The organism is Pseudomonadota bacterium (assembly GCA_008501635.1).
GTDB lineage: Bacteria > Pseudomonadota > Gammaproteobacteria > QQUJ01 > QQUJ01 > QQUJ01.
This window is the reverse complement of the sequence record QQUJ01000019.1, coordinates 110,694-130,724: the sequence shown is the minus strand read 5'-3', so window position 1 is coordinate 130,724 and position 20,031 is coordinate 110,694. Positions and strand designations below refer to the sequence as shown.

20 protein-coding genes are annotated in these 20,031 nt (G+C 59.1%); 3 read left to right on the top strand and 17 right to left on the bottom strand.

Annotated features, from left to right (window positions below):
- Positions 1–8 precede the first annotated feature (8 nt).
- Together zipA and smc are read right to left on the bottom strand one after the other, a co-directional pair.
- Complete coding sequence (zipA, locus tag DWQ09_13305; protein ID KAA3627290.1) at positions 9–728, bottom strand: cell division protein ZipA; 720 nt, start codon at positions 726–728, stop codon at positions 9–11.
- Between the two features lie 27 nt (positions 729–755).
- On the bottom strand, positions 756–4,265 hold the full coding sequence (smc, locus tag DWQ09_13300; protein KAA3627289.1) for a chromosome segregation protein SMC: 3,510 nt from the start codon (positions 4,263–4,265) through the stop codon (positions 756–758).
- Positions 4,266–4,466: 201 nt separating this feature from the next.
- Here smc and DWQ09_13295 point away from each other — a divergent pair, with 201 nt between their 5' ends.
- Both DWQ09_13295 and DWQ09_13290 read left to right on the top strand, forming a co-directional pair.
- Positions 4,467–4,856: an NADPH-dependent 7-cyano-7-deazaguanine reductase QueF gene (locus tag DWQ09_13295; protein ID KAA3627288.1), complete on the top strand. Its 390-nt coding sequence runs from the start codon at positions 4,467–4,469 to the stop codon at positions 4,854–4,856.
- A gap of 3 nt (positions 4,857–4,859) precedes the next feature.
- Positions 4,860–5,582 carry a sulfate transporter CysZ gene (locus DWQ09_13290; protein KAA3627287.1) on the top strand — a complete coding sequence of 241 codons (723 nt, stop codon included), beginning with the start codon at positions 4,860–4,862 and terminating at the stop codon, positions 5,580–5,582.
- A 42-nt stretch (positions 5,583–5,624) separates the two neighbouring features.
- Here DWQ09_13290 and DWQ09_13285 read toward each other — a convergent pair whose 3' ends face one another.
- The 7 genes from DWQ09_13285 to DWQ09_13255 form a co-directional block, all read right to left on the bottom strand.
- On the bottom strand, positions 5,625–5,993 hold the full coding sequence (locus tag DWQ09_13285) for a hypothetical protein (protein KAA3627286.1): 369 nt from the start codon (positions 5,991–5,993) through the stop codon (positions 5,625–5,627).
- A gap of 6 nt (positions 5,994–5,999) precedes the next feature.
- Entirely contained in the window at positions 6,000–7,172 is a 1,173-nt protein-coding gene (locus DWQ09_13280; protein KAA3627285.1) for a pyridoxal phosphate-dependent aminotransferase, read from the bottom strand.
- 131 nt (positions 7,173–7,303) lie between these two features.
- Complete coding sequence (locus DWQ09_13275) at positions 7,304–8,254, bottom strand: RNA polymerase sigma factor RpoS (protein KAA3627394.1); 951 nt, start codon at positions 8,252–8,254, stop codon at positions 7,304–7,306.
- Between the two features lie 276 nt (positions 8,255–8,530).
- On the bottom strand, positions 8,531–9,331 hold the full coding sequence (locus DWQ09_13270; protein ID KAA3627284.1) for a LysM peptidoglycan-binding domain-containing protein: 801 nt from the start codon (positions 9,329–9,331) through the stop codon (positions 8,531–8,533).
- Positions 9,277–9,858 carry a DedA family protein gene (locus DWQ09_13265; GenBank protein KAA3627283.1) on the bottom strand — a complete coding sequence of 194 codons (582 nt, stop codon included), beginning with the start codon at positions 9,856–9,858 and terminating at the stop codon, positions 9,277–9,279. The genes DWQ09_13270 and DWQ09_13265 overlap by 55 nt, the downstream gene beginning before the upstream one ends.
- Positions 9,858–10,523, bottom strand: coding sequence for a protein-L-isoaspartate(D-aspartate) O-methyltransferase (locus tag DWQ09_13260; GenBank protein ID KAA3627282.1), 666 nt, complete (start codon positions 10,521–10,523; stop codon positions 9,858–9,860). Before DWQ09_13260 ends, DWQ09_13265 begins: the two co-directional genes overlap by 1 nt.
- Positions 10,520–11,275 carry a 5'/3'-nucleotidase SurE gene (locus tag DWQ09_13255; GenBank protein KAA3627281.1) on the bottom strand — a complete coding sequence of 252 codons (756 nt, stop codon included), beginning with the start codon at positions 11,273–11,275 and terminating at the stop codon, positions 10,520–10,522. The genes DWQ09_13260 and DWQ09_13255 overlap by 4 nt, the downstream gene beginning before the upstream one ends.
- A 163-nt stretch (positions 11,276–11,438) precedes the next feature.
- Between DWQ09_13255 and DWQ09_13250 the strand changes: the two genes are divergently transcribed.
- Positions 11,439–11,984 (top strand): DNA mismatch repair protein MutS, encoded by a 546-nt coding sequence (locus DWQ09_13250; protein ID KAA3627280.1) that lies wholly within the window; start codon positions 11,439–11,441, stop codon positions 11,982–11,984.
- A gap of 32 nt (positions 11,985–12,016) precedes the next feature.
- On the opposite strand, the gene DWQ09_13245 is transcribed toward DWQ09_13250, so the two are convergent.
- The 8 genes from DWQ09_13245 to DWQ09_13210 all read right to left on the bottom strand — a co-directional run bounded on the left by DWQ09_13245 (position 12,017) and on the right by DWQ09_13210 (position 19,890).
- Positions 12,017–13,189, bottom strand: a complete 1,173-nt coding sequence (locus DWQ09_13245) for a ribulose 1,5-bisphosphate carboxylase (GenBank protein ID KAA3627279.1) — start codon at positions 13,187–13,189, stop codon at positions 12,017–12,019.
- A gap of 184 nt (positions 13,190–13,373) precedes the next feature.
- Positions 13,374–14,426, bottom strand: a complete 1,053-nt coding sequence (locus tag DWQ09_13240; GenBank protein KAA3627278.1) for a tRNA pseudouridine(13) synthase TruD — start codon at positions 14,424–14,426, stop codon at positions 13,374–13,376.
- A gap of 2 nt (positions 14,427–14,428) precedes the next feature.
- Complete coding sequence (locus DWQ09_13235; protein ID KAA3627393.1) at positions 14,429–14,902, bottom strand: 2-C-methyl-D-erythritol 2,4-cyclodiphosphate synthase; 474 nt, start codon at positions 14,900–14,902, stop codon at positions 14,429–14,431.
- Positions 14,903–14,904: 2 nt separating this feature from the next.
- Positions 14,905–15,615, bottom strand: coding sequence for a 2-C-methyl-D-erythritol 4-phosphate cytidylyltransferase (locus DWQ09_13230; GenBank protein KAA3627277.1), 711 nt, complete (start codon positions 15,613–15,615; stop codon positions 14,905–14,907).
- Positions 15,612–15,938, bottom strand: coding sequence for a cell division protein FtsB (locus DWQ09_13225; GenBank protein KAA3627392.1), 327 nt, complete (start codon positions 15,936–15,938; stop codon positions 15,612–15,614). Before DWQ09_13225 ends, DWQ09_13230 begins: the two co-directional genes overlap by 4 nt.
- Before the next feature lie 143 nt (positions 15,939–16,081).
- Positions 16,082–17,368: a phosphopyruvate hydratase gene (locus tag DWQ09_13220; GenBank protein ID KAA3627276.1), complete on the bottom strand. Its 1,287-nt coding sequence runs from the start codon at positions 17,366–17,368 to the stop codon at positions 16,082–16,084.
- Positions 17,369–17,428: 60 nt separating this feature from the next.
- Positions 17,429–18,244 carry a 3-deoxy-8-phosphooctulonate synthase gene (locus DWQ09_13215; protein KAA3627275.1) on the bottom strand — a complete coding sequence of 272 codons (816 nt, stop codon included), beginning with the start codon at positions 18,242–18,244 and terminating at the stop codon, positions 17,429–17,431.
- Complete coding sequence (locus DWQ09_13210) at positions 18,241–19,890, bottom strand: CTP synthase (GenBank protein ID KAA3627391.1); 1,650 nt, start codon at positions 19,888–19,890, stop codon at positions 18,241–18,243. Before DWQ09_13210 ends, DWQ09_13215 begins: the two co-directional genes overlap by 4 nt.
- Positions 19,891–20,031 lie beyond the last annotated feature (141 nt).

The following is a 20,031-nucleotide window of genomic DNA, read 5'->3' as shown; positions in this document are numbered from 1 at the left end:
CGGCCCATCTAGTCCAACGGCTTGCCGGCCCGCGCAATCCGCGATCGGCGCTCGAACTCGCGTACTCTTTCACGCAGGTGTTCGATGCCCTGTGTACGCAGTGGGTTGCGGTCAGCATCGAGCAAACGCCCTTCCAGGTGCCGCGACAGCGTCTGAGCGGTGGCTATCAGCTCTTCCAGGGCCGCTGCCGGTCGTTGCGGTCCCGGCAAAGCCAGGAACAGGGAAACACCGGGCGTAGAGAAGTCAGCCAGATCCGACCGCTCGAAATAGCCGGGTTCGACACTGTTGACAAGACTGAACAGACGATCGCCGCCATCGTTCATGCGGTGATAGATACGCATGGCGCCATATTCCATCCCGCACTCCTTGAGCCCGTCCTGCAGGTCAATCCCTTCGAATTGATGTCCATCCGCAGCAAAGACATTGACGATGATGACATCGGCCGGCATACCCGGTTCGGGGGGACGGAAGATCTCATCGAAGAGTGTGGGGACGCTATCATCATCCCCCTCTGCCACGGCCTGCTGAGGAGCGACAAAGGAGGGTTCGGCATGGTGTGTCACCGGAGAGTTGGCCGTGGATGTTGGGCCGAATCCACCAATGGCCGGCTCAATACGCTCGGCAGGCGTGGCCTCCTGATCCGGTCGGAAACGACTCCAGATGTAAACCCCCGCTACCACGCCGATTCCGAGTAGCAACAGGATAAATCGTAGTCCGTCGAACTCCATATCTACACCTTGCCGTTCGTTCTTCTTTTACCCGGTCGCCATCTGTACGGCGTCGTCCACATCCACGGCTACCAGCCGCGACACCCCGGGCTCGTGCATCGTTACGCCGATGAGTTGATTGGCCATCTCCATGGTGGTTTTGTTGTGCGTGATGAAGATGAACTGCACCCGTTCCGACATCTCGCGCACCAGGTCACAAAAGCGTCCCACGTTGGCCTCGTCGAGCGGCGCATCGACCTCGTCGAGCATGCAGAACGGCGCGGGATTGAGTTGAAAAATGGCAAAGACCAGCGCCACAGCGGTCAACGCCTTTTCCCCACCCGAAAGGAGATGAATAGTACTGATGCGCTTACCCGGAGGGCGTGCCATGACGGTGATGCCAGTGTCCAACAGATCGTTGCCGGTCATTTCCAGATAGGCATGTCCGCCGCCGTAGAGTCTTGGGAACATCTCTTTTAGACCACTGTTGACCTTGTCGTAGGTCTCCTTGAATCGCGTACGGGTCTCACGGTCGATCTTGCGTATCGCGTTCTCCAGGGTGTTCAGTGATTCCGTCAAATCCGCATACTGCGAATCCAGATAGGCCATGCGTTCACTTTGTTCCTTGAACTCGTCTATCGCCGCCAGGTTGATCGGACCGAGACGCTGAATACGCTGCGCAATATTCTCCACCTTCTCGTGCCACTCGTCGGTGGTCGCGCTTTCGGGCATCTCCTCGAACAAGGCCTGCAATGCGAAACCTGTCTCGATGATCTGTTCTTCAACGGTCTGGCGACGCACGTGGACTCCCTGCCACTCCATGCGCTGGCGATCCAATGCCTCGCGCACCTCCTGCACCTTCTGCTCGGCAGCGCTGCGGCCCTGTTCCAGACCACGCAGGCGCTCATCGATCTCTTCGACCTTGCGCCGCGCCCTGCCCAGCTCTTCCTCGACGGCGATACGCCGTTTCAGCAGCGCCTCCAACTCGGTGGCCAGCGCGCGACTGGGGGCCGCCGCCTGGCGCAAACCTTCCTGCAGTTCCTCACGCCGTGTAGCGAGGTGCGCGATCTGTCCCCGCATGCGCTCCAGGCTTTGCTGTGTGGATGCAAGCCCGGTACGCGTGGACTCCACGCGCAATGCCACCTGATGGACTTGATCGCGATCGTTCCGGGCCAGTGCGCGGCGCTGCTCGAGTAGCGTCTCATGTTCGCGTCGCTTTTCCACCAGGGTCTCGCGGCGGCGCTGGAATTCGTCCATGCGCGTGACCGCTCCGTCGAGACAACCCCGCGCCTCGCGCACATGCGACTCGTCGCGATCGATCTGTTCCTCCGCCTCGCGCAACTCCCGCGTGAGTCTTTCGCTGCGGTTCCTGGCTTGCTCGAGACGTCCGCGCTTCCCCGCCACCTGAGCCTGGATATCCGCTTTGGCGCTATTGAGCCGGTTGAGCTGCGACTGCAACTCATCGCGCCGTCGTTCCTCTTCGCGCAGTTCCTCGCGAGTGTTCTCCAACTCGAGCTCCAGTCCGGAAACACGGCGCTCGAGCACATCGATCTGCACGCTCAGTTCGCGGCGTTCTTTCTCGCGCTCGAGAACACCCGCTTTGGCATCGCTTTCGCGCACCACCCGCAGCCAATGGCGGCCAACCCATAGACCATCGCGCGTCACCACTGAACCGGTGGCGGGGAGGTGCTCGCGCAATCTCAAAGCCGCGTTCAAATCATCGGCTGCGTAGATATCCTGCAACAAACCGCCCAGCGACCAGTCGGCGCTCACCTTGCTGGCCAACGGCGTCGCATCAGCAATGCTGCTGGAGGCGCCGCTGTTGTTGCGTTCCAGCAACGTGAGCGTTCCGCCCGCAATGCTACTCAATACGTCGGCATAGGCGTCGAGACCCTCGACGCAGACGGCTTCCACGCTGGCCCCCAAAACGGTTTCGACGGCGCGCTCCCACCCATTTTCGACCTGCAATTCCTTGGCAAGTCGTGGTGCATCCTTGAGCCCCTGTCGTTCCAGCCATCCGGCTATCACACCTTTGCCTTCACCTAGCGCAGCCTGCTGCAGTGCTTCGATCGAAGCGTCGCGACCCCGCGCATTCTGCAGTTCGATACGAGCCTGATGGATCTCTTGCCCGTAACGCGTGTTGTGCTCGCGCAATTCGCCGATGCGTTCGCTAAGACCACCCAATTGGGCTTCCAGATCGCTGCCCTGAGTCGTGTGCTCCGCCATTTGCGTCTCGAGTTCGCCGATCTCGCGTTCCAACCCCTCCCAGGAAAGACTCTGAAGCTCTTGTTCGTTGCGTTTGATCGCATCGCGCAAACGCATCAATTGCTGGTCCAGATGCTGGATACGTGTACGCTCGACCTCGGCGGTTTGGGCGGGTTCGGCGGCAAGGCGGTTGAATTCGTCCCACTCGGCCTGCCAGGTGCGCATCCCCTCTTCGGCGGACGCCAACAGCGCTGCTGATTCGGCGGCTCGCTTCTCTGCACTGCCCAACTGGGGTTCGTGTTCGCGTAGTTGAGCGGTCAATTCGCCCAGGCGGTGCTGATCATTGTGTATGTGGGATTGGGCCTCCTGCCAGGCCTTCTCCACCTGCTGCAGGTCGTGTTGCTGACGATGTTCGGTCTCTTTACCGTGCTGAATCGCCTGTTCGACCCGCGCAATCTCCGCACCCACACCGTAATAGCGCCCCTGAACCTCGTTGAAGCCGTCGTTGGTCTCGATCTGCTGTGCGCGACCTTCCTCGAGTTGGCGTTCCAACCCGCGCTGTTCGGCGAGCGCCGCTTCGCGACGTGTCTCCAGTTCGCGAATCTTTTGCTCCAGCGCCTTGTCCTCGTGATCCAAGCCGCGCCAGCGCAGCGCCAGGTACTCAGCCTTTAAACGCCGTTCCTCCTCCTTTAACACCTTAAAACGCTCTGCCGTTTTGGCCTGGCGTTGCAAGTGCTGCAACTGTTTTGCCACTTCGTCGCGCAGATCCTGCAGACGCTCGAGGTTCTCACGGGTGTGGCGCATGCGCGTCTCGGTTTCACGACGGCGCTCCTTGTACTTGGAAATTCCTGCCGCCTCCTCCAAATAGATTCGCAGCTCCTCCGGTTTCGCCTCGATGAGCCGTGAGATCATCCCCTGTTCAATAATCGAATAGCTACGTGGACCCAGGCCGGTTCCCAGAAATACATCGGTGATGTCGCGGCGTCGGCAACGTGCGCTGTTGAGGAAATAGTTCGACTGCCCATCACGCGCCACGACGCGCTTGATCGAGATCTCGGCGTAGTTGGCATACTGCCCGCCCAAGGAGCCGTCGCTGTTATCGAAGACCAGTTCGATAAAGGCTTGTCCCACCGGTTTGCGGGAGTTGGAGCCGTTGAAGATGACATCGGCCATGGAGTCGCCACGCAGGTTCTTGGCGGAGCTTTCCCCCATCACCCAGCGTACGGCGTCGATAACATTGGACTTGCCGCAACCGTTGGGACCTACGATGCCGGTCAGGTTGCTGTGCAACGGAATAGTCGTGGGATCGACAAACGATTTGAACCCAGCGAGTTTGATCTTCTTCAGGCGCATAGCGGGCTACAATACCGAAAAACCTTCCCCGGTTACAATGTGGGGAATAGCGTGAGAAATATCGTCTAAGTTTATGGTTTTAATAAACTTAACGGACTCTTCCCTGAGCTTCCGGGAGATTTTGGTGCTGGCCGTGGTCCAATGATTTCCAATTCCCCAGGAGCTTGTCATTAGCGGGTGTGCCGGGTATCTTTGCGCCGCATGACGACACAACCCAGCAAGGCACTGGAAACATTCGCCAATCCTCAGGTGGGGCGGGATTATACCATCCGCATCCGCATTCCGGAGTTCACATGTCTCTGCCCCAAGACGGGCCAGCCCGATTTTGCCACGCTGACGCTGGAGTATGTGCCCGACCGGCTCTGCGTGGAGCTCAAATCTCTGAAGCTCTATGTCTGGTCGTTTCGCGATGAAGGGGCTTTCCACGAGGCGGTGACCAATCGGGTATTGGATGATCTGGTCAATAGCTGCAGCCCCCGTTTCATGAGATTGAGCGCAGAGTTCAACGTTCGGGGCGGTATCTATACGACTGTAGTTGCCGAGCACCGCGCCAGCGGCTGGCAACCCGCTGCTGCCGTGACGCTCCCCTAAGCCATGGTGTTCGATTTCTTCCGGGGCATGGGTTACCTCGGACGTGGAATGCGGATCATACGCCAGCCGGGCGTGCGGCGCTATGCGATCACCCCGGTCGGTATCAGTATGACGCTCTTTAGCGCGCTGATCCTTGCCGTCTACTACGGTTTCGACGGACTAATGGAGCGCTTTCTGCCGCAAGGCTATGAGTGGCTGCAATGGCTGATATGGCCGTTAATCGCCATCTCGGTGCTTTTGGTTCTGGTCTATGGGTTCACCCTGGTTGCCAATCTCGCAGGTGCCCCGTTTAACAGCGCGCTCTCCGCAGCCGTGGAACGTCACGAACTGGGCACGATGGAGTTGACCGGCAGCCCAGGCTTACTCAAAGACGTGGTGGCCTCTATCGGGACCGAGTTACAGCGTATCGTCTATTTTTTGATTCGCGCGTTACCCCTGTTGTTGCTGTTCCTGATTCCGGTACTGAATCTGGTTGCCCCGGCGCTGTGGATTCTGTTCAGTGCATGGGTGCTGAGCCTGGAGTATGCTTCGCATCCTTTTGAGAATCACGGCCTATCCTTCAAATCGCAACGACAGGCATTACGCCGTCGCCCGCTGCTCGCGCTGGGATTCGGAGGGACGGTGCTGCTTGCCAGCATGGTGCCGATACTCAACTTTTTTGTTATGCCCGCAGCCGTAGCGGGTGCCACTTTGATGTTTCTCGATCACTTTCACAATAAGAGCTGACCTGTCAGATCGCTCCCACAGGGACCACGTTCGGAAACCGTCCTAGGCAATCTCATAATTGTCTACGAGGTAACGTACAACCTCTGCAGCGCGCTGCGCAGTGAGTAAATCGAGCGCTACATGCGCATCGAGGTAGGCGATAAGGAAATTGACGGCGTAGCGATCAACCCGCTCTGGCTCCTGCTGAATTGCTGCAAGGCGGCGACCGAAACAGTAGTGGGCGATCTTGCGCATCTGTTCTTTGTCCCTGATACCACGATTGCGCGCACAGAAAAGCGGCGCGAACTTATAGAGGTGCTGCTTCGCATCGAGCGTCAGATCATTCTGCTCGGCGGCTGCGAGCCGCCACGCAACCGTCAACGCATCGAACGCCTCCGCAGCCCACTGTTTGGTTTTGCGCGGTGTTTTCATCGCGACTTATGCCGCGAGATGGCGCTTTAGCCTGGCGACACCTTCGCGCAGCTGGGCGAGCGAAGTGGTGTAGGCAAAGCGCACATGCCGTTCAGGCCGATAGTGTCCGAAATCGACACCAGGTGTGATCGCCACTCCCGTCGCCTCGAGAAGTTGTAATGCGAATCGATAACTGTCATCGGTAAAGCGGCTGCAATCAGCGTAGATATAAAATGCCCCCGGCGGGATCAACGGAATCTCGAATCCAAGTTCACGCAATGCTGGCAGGAGAAAATCACGGCGTTCGCGAAAGGCAGCCTTGCGCTGTTCCAGAATTGCAATGGTTTCTGGATCGAAAGCCGCAAGCGCGGCATATTGCGCGGGAGTCGAGGCGGAAATGAAAATGTTCTGTGCGAGTTTTTCGATCTCGCGTACGTATTCAAGCGGGGCGACCAGCCAACCGATCCGCCAACCGGTCATGCCAAAGTACTTGGAGAAGCTATTGACCACGAAAGCCTGATCCGTTAGCGCCAGCACGCTGGTGGTTCCTCCCTCATAGATCAGGCCATGGTAAATTTCATCGACGATCAACCGTCCATCGCGTTCGCTGACGACGTTCAGAATCGCCTGCAGTTCCTCCTGACCGATGACGGTGCCGGTCGGATTCGAGGGCGATGCCAGCAAAGCGGCAACAGTCGCCTCCTGCCAATGACGTGTAACCAGCTCAGCGGTCAACTGATAGCTTGTCTCGGGGCCTACGGGAACTGAAGTGGCCGATCCTTCCATGAGCCGCACGAAATGGCGATTGCAGGGGTATCCGGGATCAGCCATCAACAGCTGCTGTCCGGGATCGATAAGTACTCCGCATATCAGCTGCAGCGCACCCGATGAACCGGGTGTGATGATGATCCGTTCCGGCGCCACATCGATTCCATAACTGTTACGATAGTGATTGGAAATGGCTTGCCGCAGTTCCGTAATACCCATCGCAGGGGTGTAGTGGGTTTTGCCCTCTTCCAAAGCCTGCTGCCCCGCCCGCACTACAGTCTCGGCGGTGACGAAATCGGGTTCCCCAATCTCCATATGCACGATGGAACGACCTGCCGCCTCCAATTGTCGCGCGCGTGCCAATATATCCATGACGTGGAAGGGTTGGATATCGGTCATGCGGCGGGCAATGTGAACGGACTTTTTGTGCATAGCAAGCGCGGGACTGGGGGGCGGCTTCAATTGTAGTGTTTATGCAGGAACTCGTCTTGCGAAATGTACCAGCAAAAAACGCCGCCTGGGCGGCAGCGTTTTAAAGGTGCACCAGTTCATCGCATGGGTTTTTAAAGGATGTCTTCTGTGATCCCTTGCTTGCGCATGATCTCGCGCAGTCTGCGCAGTGCATCCATTTGAATCTGCCGCACCCGCTCGCGTGTCACACCAATCTCGTTACCCACCTCTTCCAGTGTCGCCTTCTCGTACCCACGCAGACCAAAACGTCGTTCGACAACCTCCCGCTGTTTATCGTTGAGTTGATCAAGCCACAGCTCCAGGTTGTTATAAAGGTCTTCATCGATCAACAGATCGGAAGGGTCCTGATTGTGTTCGTCAGGAATCGAGTCGAGTAGTGATTTGTCTTCGTCTTTGCCGATGGGAGTGTCAACGGATGCGATGCGCTCATTGAGCCCCAGCATGCGTTTCACTTCACTGATCGGTTTGTCGAGCAACGTTGCGACTTCTTCGGCGCTGGGTTCATGATCCAGCTTCTGTGCCAGTTGGCGTGCCGCGCGCAAATAAACATTTATCTCTTTGACGACATGAATCGGCAGGCGGATGGTGCGTGTCTGATTCATGATTGCCCGTTCGATGGTTTGCCGTATCCACCATGTGGCGTAGGTCGAGAACCGGAACCCGAGTTCCGGATCGAATTTATCGACCGCACGAATCAAACCGAGATTCCCCTCCTCGATCAAATCGAGCAAAGGCATCCCACGATTGAGGTAACGTCGCGCTATTTTTACGACCAGACGCAGATTGCTTTCGATCATGCGCTTACGCGCTGAATCGTCGCCGCGTTGCGCGAGCCGGGCAAAGTGAACCTCTTCCTCAGCCGTGAGCAGCGGCGAAAAACCGATCTCGTTGAGGTAAAGCCGGGTGGCATCCATCTCCGCATCAGTGTCGGAGGAGAATCGGCGCGATGTGACTTTGGATCTAAGCCGCGCCTTCTCTACTTCTGGATCGTCATCGTCATTATCATCATCGGCGTCCAGATTCTCACCCTCGCTATCGTCCAGCTCCTTAGGGTCGACAGCATCATCTTCGACATCGAAACCGATAGAATCTTCTTCGGACATCTGTCCATTCTCCGCAATGTCCATCTTCTTGCGGGATTTGATGGAACCCTGCGATGACTTACTGCGTTTCGGCATCCCCTGTTCTCCCAGGTGGCATGGCGTCCAGAACAGTGAAGGATAAAAACCCAGACAATATCACCGAAGACATTGCTGGGAATTACACTACGACCCGGAATTCGTGGTTGGGTTCCCTGCCTGGTTGCCCTTTATCGCGGATCAGCGTTTCGGTAACAGACTTTGCGGATCGACGGGCTCTCCATTGCGACGTATTTCAAAGTGGAGCATGGGTTGTGTGGCTTCACTGTCACCCATCTCCGCGATCAACTGACCGGCACGCAGCGTCTCACCCTCTTTTACCAATAGCCGCTGGTTGTGCCCGTATGCGCTGAGGTAGACGCTGTTGTGCTTGACGATAATAAGCTGTCCGTAACCGCGAAGTCCACTCCCACTGTAGACCACGCGACCGGGCGCCGCAGCGCGCACCGGTTGGCCGCGGCGACCGCCGACATCCAGCCCTTTTCTTCCGGGTTCGCCATGGGAAAACGTCTTGAGAATTGTACCTTCGGTAGGCCATTGCCAAGCCAATGCAGCGCCAGCTGTTGAGGGTGTACGGGTGCGCTGCGGGCGTTGAGCCGCCGCCGATGAGCGGTTAGGTGACGATGGTGAACTTGTTTGCGGTGTCCGAGCCGTCCTGCGAGCAGTCACTGCCGGGGGCGTCAACCGCAAGCGTTGATCTGGAAAGATACGATACGGCCAACGGATTCCGTTCCAACGCGCTATCTCCTGATAGTCACGGCCCACCTGAAAGGCGATGGAATAGAGCGTATCGCCCTTACTGACGATGTAATAACTTGTGCCGCCCTCTTCCACCGTCACACCGCTGGCACGCCCGGCGTCCCAACTAATCAAACTACCGCATCCGCTCTGAACCAAAGCCAGCAGCACAACCAGCAGTTTCGCGTTTAAGTGGTTTCGACCACCACGTAAACAATAACGGCAAAAAGCAGTAATACCCATCCGACTCGGTCAATGTAGTCGCGCAACAGATTGCGCATGCGCTCGCCGCCCCAACGCATCAACATGGCGACCAGAAAAAAACGTGCCCCACGACCGATTATCGATGCGACGACAAACGGCGCAAAGCTCATCGAGATGGCACCCGCCGTGATAGTGAAAATTTTGTACGGTATAGGAGAGAATCCGGCCAGCAGGATAGCCCAGAAACCCCATTCCGCAAACCACGATTGCGCCAGTTCGTACTTCTGCCAATACCCCAGTTCGCGCACCCATGGCGCGATCGCATCGAACGCGAGAATCCCGATCAGATAGCCGACGATGCCGCCTGCCACGGACGCCAACGTCGTCAGCAATGCATAGCTCAGCGCACGGTCGGGCTTGGCCAGCGCCATGGGCGCGAGCATTACGTCCGGAGGAATGGGGAAAAACGATGATTCGGCAAAACTGAGGCCGCCGAGATACCAGGGTGCGTAAGGGTGCTCCGACCAGCGCATCACGCGTTCGTAGAGTATCGAGAAGATCCGCATCAACTGCGCCCGCCGAGCAGCGGTACGAAATTGACCTCTCCAAGCGTCTCCCGTTCATAGCCATCTGCCGTGCGCGTTACTCGTATCAGGTTCTGATCCGCCCCGCAACCGACGGGGATGACGAGGCGTCCGCCCAAAGCCAACTGCGCGAGCAACGCACCAGGGATCTCGTCCGGCGCCGCCGCCACCAGAATTGCATCATAGGGGGCGTGCTGTGGCCAACCCAAAAAGCCATCGGCATGGCGCAACTGAATATTGTAGAGACCCAGGTCCCGCAATCGTTCCCGGGCTTTACCAGCGAGAGCGCCGAGGCGTTCCACCGCAAAAACGTGCTTCACCAGTTGTGCCAATATCGCCGTTTGATAGCCGGAACCGGCACCGATCTCCAGCACCCTCTCCGGTGTGCCATGTTCGAGCAGCGCTTCGGTCATACGAGCAACCACGTAGGGCTGCGACAGCGTCTGCCCGTTGCCGATGGGTAACGCTGTATCTTCGTATGCGCGACTGGCTAACGCCTCGTCGACAAAGATATGGCGGGGAGTATTGCGAATGATCTCGAGTACCAGCGAGTTCTTGACCCCGGCGTCGCGCAGCCGTTGGATGAGTCGCTCACGGGTGCGCTGCGACGTCATACCGATGCCACGATGGGTTACATCGTACTTCATGGATGGAGGGCGTTGCCCAGCCACCCTGCCAGAGGTTCAAGCGTATCGTAGCGAGTCAGATCAATCTGCAATGGAGTAACAGAGACATATCCGTTGCGTATCGCGTAGAAATCGGTCCCGGGGCCCGCATCTTGTTCGAGGCCGGCGGGCCCGACCCAGTAGATGGTCCGCCCGCGTGGATCTCGATCTTTGATCACCGGTTCCGCTTTGTGCCGGTAGCCAAGGCGGGTAGCCTGATAACCCTTGAGCTCACTCCAGGGTAAATCGGGAACATTCACGTTCAGGATCGTATCAGGTGGCAGCGGATCTCTGACCAGGCGCTCCAGCAAATCGAGCACGACCTTTCCGGCGGTCTCAAAGTGACTGGGTTCGTGCTCTGTCATCGAAACGGCGATGGCTGGCAGACCCAGAAATCGCCCCTCCATGGCGGCAGCCACGGTCCCCGAATAGAGGATATCGTCACCCAGATTCGCGCCGGCATTGATTCCCGAGATCACCATGTCGGGTTCCTCCTCGAGCAGGCCGGTGATGGCCAGATGGACACAATCGGTCGGAGTGCCATCGACGCGAACAAAGCCGTTTTCCATAGACTGGGCACGAAGTGGCAGCACCAGCGTCAGCGAGTTACTGGACCCGCTGCAGTCACGCTCCGGCGCCACCACCGTCAGTTCGGCCACCTCATTCAACATGCGGGCCAAACAGATCAGGCCCGGGGCCTGATAACCATCGTCGTTACTTAAAAGAATCTTCATTGGGTGGCAACATCTTCATCAGGATTCGCGGCGCGCTAACTATACCGAAATCCCGATGTCTCTCCCACTGCCACGATGGTGGGAACGCACCTGATGAACCCTGGTCTGACAGGAGGTAAAATCGCTAGACTCCGGATCTTGGGACTTCCACAGCTACCCGCAGATGACCAAGCGCTACGACATCGACGACGACGAACGCGAACTGTTTCGCAGTAAGCTGCGTGATGCGCGGCCGTTGCGGCACAACAAGGTCATGCTGCGTCCCCCTCCACCGACCGCGGAGCCGCGCCAGACACTGCTCGATGAGGCGGCGGTGGTGGAAGATCTGCGCCGCGCACCTCTGGATCTGGTCGAACATCGCACGGGTGAGGAGAGCGTCTACGCCTGCACCGGAATCGACCGCATGACACTGCGCCGTCTGCGCCGCGGTCAGTTCAGTATCGAGGCACACCTTGATCTGCACGGCATGTCCAAACAGCAGGCGTCGTCCGAATTGGCACACTTTCTCAATCAAAACCAGCAGTTAGGCCGACGCTGCGTGCGGGTGGTTCACGGAAAGGGCAATCGGTCGCCAGGCCGGGAGCCAGTGCTGCGGGGGATGGTTGTGCGCCGCCTCCTGAAGCACGGCGAGGTACTGGCTTTTTGCTCTGCCCCGCCCCATGACGGCGGGACGGGGGCGGTCTATATCCTGTTGCGCAAACGGCGCTGAATCCATCTTCTACGAGCGCGAAGCGAGCTTCATCAGGTCCCACCGCCAGATCCCGTTCGACATGGCCTCACCCCCGTAACGGGCGCAAAACTTTCGTGGATACGTGCCATGAACCGTCGAGTCGCCACGACGAGGTCGATGTCTTCACGCAGCAGTGCCGATCCAATCAAATAGACCGCATCGCTACCGTACGCTGCCGCCATCTCGGGAATACGGTCCAGCGTCATGCCGCCGGCAGGTGCAGGAAATGCTGGCCTGAGTTCGCCCAGCGGTTGCTGCAGTGCGGCGTTGATGCCGTGGCACTCTTCCGGAGTGAACGCGAAACGGCCGCCGAAGTTGGGGTAAATCGAGATATCGCACCCAATCAGGCGAAACAGTGTTCCCAGCAGGACCCCCGGGGTCATGCCATGACGGCGGTCGTGGAAGTGTGTACCCGAAAACGCCGGGTGGCCGGCAAAAACCAGGTCGTAACGCGAAGCCAGATACCGCACGGTATCCAATCCGAGTAGAAAGGGCGCTACCAATACACCCTTTACTCCCAGCTCGACGGCAAGCTGCAGATGCTCCTCCAAGGTCTCGAGCGGGGCGCTGATGTTGGGAAAATAGAGCGTGGTGTGGCCGGTGCTCTGATTGGCACGGGCGACCGCTTCCTGGCAACGCTCGACGCGTTCAGCAAAGCCGCAGAACGGATGGTCGGCAAGCCCATGATCGTCCTTGACGATATCGCCTTCGCCCTGCGCGAAAGCGCCCGCCATGAGAGCGAGGTCGGCCGCCGGCATGCCCATGGGTTTTAGCGCCGTCATCGCCAAGGCGCGATCCCTGACGCCGGTCAGTCGCCGTATCCCTTCAATGCCGTAATTGGGTCCGGGCCAATGTGCGAGCAGTGAGCCGGGCATTTCGATAGCGGTGATGCGGATGTTGTTCTTGATCGAGATATTGCCGTAGAGCAGATTCAACAGCTGCGGCAACGCATAGGCCGTGGTCTCCGGTCGATAGGCGATCACCGCGCGGTAGCTGCCGGATAGGTCGGGCAGTGGCTCCAGCTCGAGGGTCTCGCCGATGATCTGTTCGCGTATCTCGTCGCTGCGCACCAGATCCTCGGCCATCTCCACCGTCTGTTCCAAAGCGATGCCGCGACACAATCCCTCGATGCTCTGCCCTGCCACAGGGGTCAACTGATAAGTGATGTGGAGCCTGTCCGGCATATTGAGATCCAGCAATTGGCACAAGCGACCAGGGCCTGCTAACAGGCGCCAGTATAACGCACCCGGTCTGACCTCTTCCCAGCGCGACAGGGGTGCTCCGCATACTGCCCGTGATCGTTGTGCGCAACGGGCGACGCGCACCCGGCCCCGGAGTGCGGCAGTTCCGCCGGTGCGCCGATGTTGCTCAATCGAGGTGCGGCGCACTCCGGTAGTCGGTGAGTTCCCGGAGCACCGCTGTCGCGAAACTGCCGGCCTGGAGGCCGAATGACAGTTCGATTCCGTGCGTACCGAGTGCCCATTTCAGGTTTCGAACGCGGAGACGCAGGGCGCGGCGCTCCTGTTTCATCCCTGCCCGGATCAGGCCGTCGGCCAGCGTCTCGTGCTCGCTGGCAACCCGTTTCTCAAGGTCAGCCGGTGCGCCGACCGTCATTGGCTCGCCCTGACCCCACAGCGGACCGGTGGGATGAATATCATGCTCCTCAACCCGCCGGAGCAGGGTGTCATCCAGACGCTCGGCAAGAAACACAGCACGTCTCCCGTCGAGCGCCATGACATCGCCCGGCAGGGCTCTATTCCAGCATTTGGTCGTAACCCGCTCCGCAAGCACCGCATTGAAGAGCCACGAGCGCGCCGCCGAGAGATAGATGCCGCGCAGTTTGCGATCGCGTACGCGAATCTCGTCCGCAAAGAGCGCCAGGGCCTGATTGACGTTGTCGCCATCCCTGCCAAAACGCTGTTCACCAAAGTAGTTGGGGACACCAGCGGCGGCTACGCAATCCAGACGCTCGCCGAGCGCTTCGCGGCTACCCTTCAGTTCACGGATGTGAATCGAAAAACGATTCTCGACCACCGCGCCGGGGCGCAACTTGCGATTGTGGCGAACGACCTCGAGGATCTCCAGGGAGTCCGAGACGCAGGCGCCCCAATCGGGCTCGAGCTTCCCGGCCAGGCCGACAGTGAACCATTGCGTGGTCACTGCGTGTCGATCCTTCAGTCCCGCGTACCCCACATCGCGGGATGGCACCCCCGCCACGCGCGCCAGCTGGCGGGTCACCCACAGCGTGTTCTCGCCCCGTTTGCGCACCTTTATCAGGGCATGTTCGCCTGACCCGCTGGGCTCGAAGGAGAGCAACTCCTCGACCTGGAAATCCTCTGGCTGCTGGCGCAACTTACCGGCAACCGGTGGACCTTCAAACGCGCAGGGGAGTGAGCGCGTTGTGAGCGTCGCCTGGGGCACCGCTAGATCGAACTCAAGAGCACCACCGCGTGGGCTGCTATGCCCTCGCCCCGACCGGCGAAACCCATTCCTTCGGTCGTCGTTGCCTTGATGTTGACCGCGCTGGGATCGACACCAAGATCCTGCGCCAAATTGCCGCACATGCGTACTATGTGGGGGGCCAAACGGGGGGCCTGGGCTATCACAGTGGCATCCAGGTTCACGATGCCATAGCCCTGCCCGGCCACCAGCTGCACGACCCGAATCAACAGTGTCCGGCTATCGATCCCCCGATAGGCAGGATCACTGTCCGGAAAATGGCGACCGATATCACCAAGGGCCGCCGCCCCAAGCAGCGCGTCACAAACTGCGTGGATCAGTACATCGCCGTCCGAGTGGGCGATCAACGCCTGGTCGTGGGGAATGGCAACCCCCCCCAGGACCACCCGATCACCGGTCCCGAATCGATGCGCGTCGTAACCATGACCGATACGCAGCTTCATTCCCCCTCCTGCTGTCGAAGATAGAAGGCCGCCAAGTCCAGGTCCTCGGGCCGTGTCACCTTGATGTTATCGGCGCGCCCTTCAACCATCAACGGCCGGTGGCCGGCGTGCTCCATGGCAGCCGCCTCGTCGGTCACGCTGACACCCGTCTGAATCGCGCCTTCGAGCGCCTCCAGCAGCATCTGAAATCGGAATACCTGTGGCGTAAGCGCGTGCCACAGCCGGTCGCGATCAACCGTTTCCATGACATGAGAATCGGCGCCAGCGCGTTTCATGGTGTCGCGTACCGGCATGCCCAGCAGGCCTCCGGCCGGCTCATCCCGGATTGCGGCGAAGAGCCGGTCGAGATCGCTATGGCTCACGCAGGGCCGGGCTGCATCGTGAACCATGATCCAATCATGCTCCGCCGCGCGTGCAGCCAGGGCGTGAAGACCGTTGAGCACAGAATGACACCGTTCAACACCACCGGTGACCACTTCGAGTCGCGATTCCTTGAATGCATCCGCGACGTCATTCACCCACTGGTCTCCCGGGGCCACGACCACTACGACTCCACTGAGCCCGGGGTAATCAAGCACGCGCGATAAAGTATGTTGCAGCAGTGTTTGCCCGTTCAGCTGCAGATACTGTTTAGGGAGGTCCGCCTCCATACGGCGTCCCGCCCCTGCGGCCGGCACGATCGCCCATACGGAAGGGAACTTCGTCATTGGCCGGTTGGCTTTTCGGACGACTGCTGCGCCGTACCCGACGGAGGTACTTTAGGTTCGACGATCTGGTAGAAGGTTTCGTTCTTGCGGATCATACCCAGCTCGCTGCGCGCGCGTTCCTCGATTGCCTTGACGCCTTTTTTCAGATCCTGCACCTCCGCCTCGAGAACCCGATTGCGTTCCAGCAGCCTGAGGTTTTCGGCCTCCTGAACGGCAATCTCGCGGCGCAGCTGCCACACTTCTGCCAGGCTGCCATCGCCCACCCACAAGCGGTACTGCAGCACCAATAGCAGTACCGCGAGGATGGTGACCAGGACTTTTATCCACACCGCCTGTAACGCCCTCTATTCTGACCCTTTGTGCCGGGTTCATCATCGATCCGCAGCGTGTTTAGAGCATATAAGGAGACGCCCGGGCATGAAACCCAGGCGCTCATCATCAGTGACGATCAGCAAATGGCGACGAGTCAGCTCTGCAGATGGGGAAATGCGGCCAGACCCGGATAGGCTCCCTCCGCGCCCACCTCTTCTGCGATACGGAGCAACTGGTTGTACTTGGCGACACGATCGGAACGCGATAAAGAGCCGGTTTTGATCTGTGTCGCCGTCGTCGCAACGGCGAGATCGGCAATCGTGCTATCTTCGGTCTCGCCGGAACGGTGCGACACCACTGAGGAATAGCCGGCGTCATGCGCCATTCGAATCGCATCCAAAGTCTCGGTCAGGGTTCCGATCTGATTGACCTTTATGAGTATCGAATTAGCAATCCCCTTATCGATGCCCTCCTTGAGAATCCTGGTGTTGGTAACGAACAGATCATCGCCAACCAGTTGGCAACGCTGGCCGAGGCGTTCTGTCAGATGTTTCCAGCCATCCCAATCGCTCTCTTCCATGCCGTCCTCGATGGAGATAATGGGGTACCTCTCGACCCACTCTTCCAGGTAGGCCGCAAAAGCCGATGCATCGAGGTGTTTGTCTTCCGAGGCCAGGTGATAGAGGCCGTCCTTGTAGAACTCCGAGCTCGCCACATCGAGCGCGAGATGGATGTCCTTGCCGGCGTGGTAACCGGCCCGGGCAATCGCCTCCATGATCACTTCGATGGCCTCCTCGTTGGAGCGCAGATCAGGTGCAAACCCCCCTTCATCACCGACAGCGGTGTTGAGACCGCGCCCCTTCAGCACCTCTTTCAACGAATGGAACACCTCGGCACCACAACGAATGGCTTCCGCGATACTCGGGGCTCCGGTCGGTAACACCATGAACTCCTGGATATCGACATTGTTGTCGGCATGGGCACCGCCATTGAGAATGTTCATCATGGGCACTGGAAAAAGGTAGGGCCCTTGCGGCTGGAGGTGGCGATACAGCGCTACACCGTTCTGGGCAGCGGCGGCGCGCGCTGCGGCCAGCGAAACCGCCAGCAGCGCGTTGGCGCCAAGTCGCCCCTTGTTCTCTGTGCCATCGAGCTCAATCAGGGTGCGATCGATCTCGGCCTGCTCCCCGACCTCCATACCGACGACGGCGTTGCGGATCTCACCATTGACGTTGGCCACGGCATGCAGAACACCCTTGCCCAGATAGCGCCGGGCATCGGCATCTCGCAGCTCGACAGCTTCGCGAGATCCGGTTGACGCACCGGAAGGAACGGCCGCACGCCCCAGAATTCCGGAGTCGAGGATGACATCCGCCTCGACGGTCGGATTGCCCCTTGAATCGATGATCTCCCGACCAATGACTTGCCTGATCTTTGACATTATCCTTTTCTTTCTCAATGAGATACCTGGTTTTATTAATGTGCTTTATTGAATGAATTTTCAGTGTTTACGCTTCGTCACCTGATCGAGTTCCCGCAGGATTACAAGCAGATCCGCCATCTCACCCAATGGCCAGGCGTTGGGACCGTCGCTGAGCGCCCGGTCGGGTGTGGGGTGAGTCTCCATGAATAAACCCGCGACACCAACCGCTACCGCAGCACGCGCGAGCACGGGGACGAACTCCCGCTGTCCGCCGGAGCGGTTTCCTTCCCCGCCGGGCAATTGAACAGAATGGGTGGCATCGAACACCACCGGGCAACCGGTATTGCGCATTACGGCGAGCGAGCGCATATCCGAAACGAGATTGTTGTAACCAAACGAGACACCACGTTCGCAGACCATGATCTGCTGGTTTCCGGTGGCACGTGCCTTTTCCACGACGTTGCCCATATCCCAGGGTGAGAGAAACTGGCCCTTCTTGATATTCACCGGCAGTCCTTGTCCGGCGACGGCCTGGATGAAGTTGGTTTGTCGGCATAGAAACGCGGGTGTTTGCAACACGTCGACTACCGCAGCCACTTCGCTCAGCGGCGTATCTTCATGAACATCCGTCAGGACCGGCACGCCAAGCTGCTGCTTAACGCTCTCGAGGATCCGCAAGCCTTGCTCGATCCCGGGCCCGCGGGGGCTGATATGGGAGGAGCGGTTGGCTTTATCGAAGGAGGACTTGTAGATGAACGGAATACCCAGCCGGGCGGTAATCTCGCGCAGTTCACCCGCGGTGTCCAGCGCCAGCTGCTCGCTTTCGATGACGCAGGGTCCGGCGATCAGAAACAGCGGGTGTTCGATTCCGGCGTCAAAGCCGCACAGCTTCATGCCGTTGCCACCGCCTTTTCGCGCGTCACACGCGCATCACGCGCGGCCTGGATGAAGCCGCTGAACAGCGGATGCCCATCACGGGGATTGGAGGTGAACTCGGGGTGGAACTGGCAGGCCAGAAACCAGGGGTGACCGGCGATCTCGACCACTTCCACCAGGTTGCCATCCTTGCTGAATCCGGTCAGTGACAGTCCCGCCTTGCTCAGAGGCTCTCGATAATTGTTATTGAACTCATAGCGATGCCGGTGCCGCTCGCGTATCGCGGCCTTGCCGTAGAGCTTGCGCACCAGACTGCCCTCCACCAGCCGCGCCTCCTGGCCACCCAAACGCATACTGCCGCCTAGATCGGTATCTTCGCTGCGGCGCTGTACCGTCCCGTCACCCTCCTGCCATTCGGTGATCATGGCGATGACCGGATGGGGGGTATCACGGTTGAATTCAGTGCTGTGCGCCGCATCGAGCCCGGCCACGTTACGGGCGTACTCGATCACGGCCACCTGCATTCCCAGACATATCCCGAGATAGGGTATGCCCTGTTCGCGGGCGTAGCGCACGGCTGCGATCTTACCTTCGACACCACGCTCGCCAAATCCGCCGGGGACCAGAATAGCGTCCATACCGGTCAGGCATTCGATACCTGCACGCTCTATCGTTTCTGAATCGATGTAGTGGATACGCACCCGGGTGCGCGTGTGGATACCGCCATGGGCCAAGGCCTCGTTAAGAGACTTGTAGGACTCGGTGAGTTCGACATACTTGCCGACCATGGCAATGTGAACCTCGGCCTCGGGGTGTTCCATGGCATCGATAACCCGTTCCCAATCGGAGAGGTCAGGCGAGGGCACGTCGAGACGCAATTTATCGACCACGATGTCGTCCATCCCCTGACCGCGCAACAACCCCGGAATCTTGTAGACGTTGTCTACATCCTGGGCCGAGATGACCGCCTTCTCTTCCACGTTGGTAAAGAGGGCAATCTTGCGTCGTTCCTGTTGGGGAAGTGGCAGCGCGGAGCGACACAGCAGCAGATCGGGCTGGATGCCGATGGAGCGCAGCTCCTTGACCGAATGCTGGGTCGGCTTGGTCTTGATCTCGCCGGCGGTGCCGATGTAGGGCACCAGAGTCAGGTGGATGAAGATGGCGCGATCATGACCCAGCTCCACCCCCATCTGGCGGATGGCCTCGAGGAAGGGCAGCGATTCGATGTCACCCACGGTGCCGCCGATCTCGACGATGGCCACATCGGCGTTTCCGGCCCCGGCGCGGACCGAGGCCTTGATCTCGTCTGTAATATGGGGAATGACCTGTACGGTGCCGCCCAGATAATCGCCGCGGCGCTCCTTGCGGATCACGCTTTCGTAGATCTGCCCAGTGGTGAAATTACTCTGCTTGCCGGTGGCTGAGCGCGTAAAACGCTCGTAGTGCCCCAGGTCCAGATCGGTTTCCGCACCGTCGTCGGTGACGAAAACCTCGCCATGCTGGAAGGGGCTCATGGTGCCGGGGTCGACGTTGATGTAAGGGTCGAGCTTGAGCATCGACACCTTGAGACCGCGCTCCTCGAGCAACGCACCCAGCGACGCGGCGGCAATGCCCTTCCCCAATGAGGAAACGACGCCGCCCGTTATAAAGACGTATTTGGTCATGGAAATCCGGCTTTCGGATTTGGGAACCACCACCACTTCGTTGCGGCAGAAGCGGGTAAAAGGTAGTGAAGTTCCGTGAATTCAGAGGTACTACGGACGGGAGGTAAAAATACCAGAAAGCACCCCACTTCCACAACGCCG